The organism is Rhodococcus sp. P4_C10 (assembly GCF_056402135.1).
The window spans coordinates 1-4,007 of the sequence record NZ_JBFUHZ010000083.1 but is presented as its reverse complement, the minus strand read 5'-3'; the positions used below and the strand labels follow the sequence as shown (position 1 = coordinate 4,007).

Sequence of the window (4,007 nt, the reverse complement as noted above, 5' to 3'; positions counted from 1 at the left end):
GTCGTCCTCCGCCGCCACCCGGCGCCGCTGCACGATCACGTGGGCCTCCGCCGCCACCCGGCGCCGCTGCACGATCCCCGGTCCGGTGGCGCGCCGGGGCGGGCGCGAACGCGCCGAACCAGCTGCCGAAAAACGGCAGGCCGAGTGATCCGGGCGAGCCCGTCGCCGGCGATTCGACTGTGACCGTGAAGGTTCCGAATCCGGTACCGACATTCCTGTCGGTCCTCAACTCGCAGCTCACCGTGGGACGCCGACGGGGAACGTCGAGCCTGAGGCGCGGTCACAGTCGCCGAACGACAGCCCGGTCGGCATGGTCTGGGCACTCCAGGAGACGGGGGCACCCGCCGCCGAGGGTGAATCCGCAAGCACCGAGGTGTCGCGCCCGCACAGTCGGAGAAATTCATCGGATCGTCGTTGGGTTCGGCCGCGAACCTGGTCCTTCGATTCCGATCCGTCGGGCATCGATCCGTAGAACCGGCAATTCCCGCTCAACGCACGGGACCGGGCCGTCAGAGCTGACGGCCCGGTCCGGTACTGCAGGTGTTTCGGGTCAGCCGCGGACGGCGGCGAGGATCTCCGCCAGCGCGCCGTCGGCGTCGACCTCGCGGGACTCGCCGGTGAAGCGGTCGCGCAGCTCCACCTTGCCGTCGGCCCAGCCGCGGCCGACCACGACCACCAGCGGGATCCCGAGCAGCTCGGAGTCCTTGAACTTCACGCCCGGCGAGGCCTTGCGGTCGTCCAGGATCACCGACAGTCCGGCCCGGTCCAGCTCGGCGGCCAGGCCCTCGGCACCCTCACGGGCGGCGTCGTCCTTGTTCGCGATCACCAGGTGCACGTTCGCCGGCGACACCTCGGCCGGCCAGCGCAGGCCCTTCTCGTCGTGCATCTGCTCGGCGATCACCGCGACCAGGCGCGAGACGCCGATGCCGTAGGAGCCCATGGTGGGCCGGACCGGCTTGCCGTTCTCGCCGAGCACGTCGACGGAGAACACGTCGGTGTACTTGCGGCCCAGCTGGAAGACGTGACCGACCTCGATGCCGCGGGCCGCGACCAGCGGTCCGGCGCCGTCGGGCGACGGGTCACCGTCGCGCACCTCGGCGGCCTCGATGGTGCCGTCCGGGGTGAAGTCGCGGCCGGCGACGAGGCCGACGACGTGCTTGCCCTCCTCGTCGGCGCCAGTGATCCAGCTGGTGCCGTCAACCACCCGCGGGTCGACGAGGTAGCGGATACCGTTCTCCTGCACCGCCTTCGGGCCGATGTAGCCCTTGACCAGGAACGGGTTGTTCTTGAAGTCGGTCTCGGTGATCATCACGAACTCGGCCGGCTCGAGCGCCGCCTCGAGGCGCTTCTCGTCGACCTCACGGTCACCGGGGATGCCGATCGCCAGCAGCTCCCACTCGCCGCCGGGCACGCGGGTCTTGACCATGATGTTCTTCAGGGTGTCCGCGCCCGTCACGGTCCGGCCGAGGTCCGCGCCGTTGGCCCAGTCCACCAGGGTCTCGATGGTCTCGGTGCCGGGAGTGTCGTAGACCTTGGCATCCGGCTGCCCGTCGAACGGGATCGCCTCGGGCGCCAGCGTCTTGACGGCCTCGACGTTCGCGGCGTAGCCGGACTCGAGGCAACGGACATAGGTGTCCTCGCCGATCGCGCTCTCGGCCAGGAACTCCTCCGAGGCACTGCCGCCCATCGCACCCGAGGTCGCGGAGACGATGACGTACTTGACGCCGAGCCGGGCCAGGATCCGCTCGTAGGTGTCGCGGTGCGCCTGGTACGACGCGGTCAGGCCCTCGTCGGTGAGGTCGAAGGAGTACGAGTCCTTCATCACGAACTCGCGGCCGCGCAGGATGCCGGCGCGGGGCCGCTCCTCGTCGCGGTACTTGGTCTGCACCTGGTACAGGGTGACCGGGAAGTCCTTGTAGGAGTTGTACTCGCCCTTGACGGTGAGCGCGAAGAGCTCCTCGTGGGTGGGGCCGAGCATGTAGTCGTTGCCCTTGCGGTCCTTGAGACGGAACAGCCCGGCACCGTACTCGGTCCAGCGGTTCGACGTCTCGTAGGGCTCGCGCGGCAGCAGCGCGGGCAGCAGGATCTCCTGCGCGCCCATCGCGTCCATCTCCTCGCGGACCACCCGCTCGACCTCGCGCAGGACCCGCAGGCCCAGCGGCAGCCAGGAGTACACACCCGGCGCGATTCGGCGGACGTAGCCGGCCCGGACGAGCAGCTTGTGGCTGGCAACCTCGGCGTCGGCGGGATCGTCACGCAGCGTGCGGAGGAACAGGTGCGAAAGGCGGGTGATCACGGGGTATCAGACTAGTCGCCCGATGCGGGCCGCCGCGCGCACCCGGTACCGTTGCCGCTCGTGCTGGTTCTGCTGCCCCCCTCCGAGACCAAGTCCGACGGCGGCAAGGGCGCCCCGCTCGACCTGGGCGAACTGTCCCTGCCCACGCTGACGGCGACCCGTGAGGCTCTGGTCGATGCCCTCGTCGAGCTGTCCGCCGACACCGACGCGTCCAGCGTCGCACTGGGTCTGAGCGCCCACCAGACCGACGAGGTCGAGCGCAACGCGAAGCTCTGGGTCTCCCCGACCCGGCCCGCACTCGAGCGCTACACGGGAGTGCTGTTCGACGCGCTCGACGCGAAGGCGTTCACCAAGGTCCAGCGCGAGAAGGCGTACCGGCGGCTCGCGATGGGGTCGGCGCTGTTCGGCGCGGTCCGGGCCGGCGACCCGATCCCCGCCTACCGGCTGTCCGGCGGCTCCAAGCTCCCGGGCTTCGGCACCCTGCAGTCACTGTGGAAGCCGGAACTGTCCGACGCGCTGTCCGCGGAGGCGGACGGCGGCCTGGTGGTGGACCTGCGCTCCGGCACCTACCAGCAACTCGGGCCGGTCCCCGGCGCGGTCACCGCAACCGTGCTCACCGTCAAGCCCGACGGCAGCCGTTCCGTCGTCAGCCACTTCAACAAGCATCACAAGGGCCTGTTGGCTCGCGCCCTGGTGCTGTCCCGCGCCGAGCCGACCGACATCAAGGGCCTCGCCCGAGTGGCGACGAAGGCCGGACTGACCGTGGAGATCAGCTCGGCAACCGAACTGGTCGTCCTGACCTAGCCACACCAACGGACACGCGCATGGCGCGCACCGCGAAGGCCTCCCGTCTGCGAGTCACGACGGGAGGCCTTCGTCGTTCCAGCGACCGGCCACGGCCGCTCCTCCGGTTCCTCGTCCAGCCCGCCCGGACATGCCCCCGGCCTCTTCGGGCGATGCGTCCAAAAACGTAGCCCACCAACTTGGACGTCCAGTCAGGTAGCTTAGCCTCACCTAGCCAAACATAGGCTAACCTCACCTTATTTTTGTACTCCACACGGTGCCGTGAGCTGCGGCTATGACCAGGAAGTAGGAAGATGCGCGCGTTAGGCAGGGCCGCATTCGCGACCATGGCGGTCGCCATGGCATTGACGGCGCCGGCGGGCGTTGCCGTCGCCAACCCCGACACCTCCGGCGACACGGCCACCCAAGCCGTCTCCGGCCCTGCGGTCACGACCGTCGGCAAGTCGACCGGCCTGAACGTCGACGGCGAGACCATCAGCGTCTCGGGCACCGGTTTCTCGGGCGCGGGCGCCGGCATCTACGTCGGCCTCGCCCAGGACGACATGTTCTCCACCACCAACGCCGACTCCTGGATCTCCACGGTGTTCATCCGGTCCAGCGAGATCAGCGGCGGCGCCTGGTCCACCTCGGTCGAGGTGATGGCCGTCAGCGGCGGCTCGGACTGCACCGTGAACGACTGCTCGATCTACACCGTCGCCGCGCACGGCTCGTCGGACCGCACCCAGGACACCCGGAATCCGGTGACCTTCGCCGCGGCGCCCACGACCACCACACCGCCGCCCACCACCACGACCACAACGCCGCCGCCGCCGACCACCACCACGGCGCCACCCACCACCACGACCACCAAGCCGCCCACGACCACCACACCCACCACCACGACCACCAAGCCGCCCACGACCACCAC

The 4,007-nt window shown here is 69.8% G+C and carries 2 protein-coding genes and 1 pseudogene; 2 read left to right on the top strand and 1 reads right to left on the bottom strand.

Annotated elements, in window-relative coordinates; all coding sequences use genetic code 11:
• Positions 1-550: 550 nt before the first annotated feature.
• Positions 551-2,296 carry a proline--tRNA ligase gene (locus tag AC1DWC_RS26540; protein ID WP_477912856.1) on the bottom strand — a complete coding sequence of 582 codons (1,746 nt, stop codon included), beginning with the start codon at positions 2,294-2,296 and terminating at the stop codon, positions 551-553.
• Between the two features lie 60 nt (positions 2,297-2,356).
• On the opposite strand from AC1DWC_RS26540, the gene yaaA reads away from it, so the two are divergent.
• Both yaaA and AC1DWC_RS26530 read left to right on the top strand, forming a co-directional pair.
• Entirely contained in the window at positions 2,357-3,100 is a 744-nt protein-coding gene (gene yaaA, locus AC1DWC_RS26535) for a peroxide stress protein YaaA (RefSeq protein ID WP_477912854.1), read from the top strand.
• Positions 3,101-3,393: 293 nt separating this feature from the next.
• Positions 3,394-4,007: pseudogene (locus AC1DWC_RS26530) on the top strand (hypothetical protein); the annotation flags it as partial.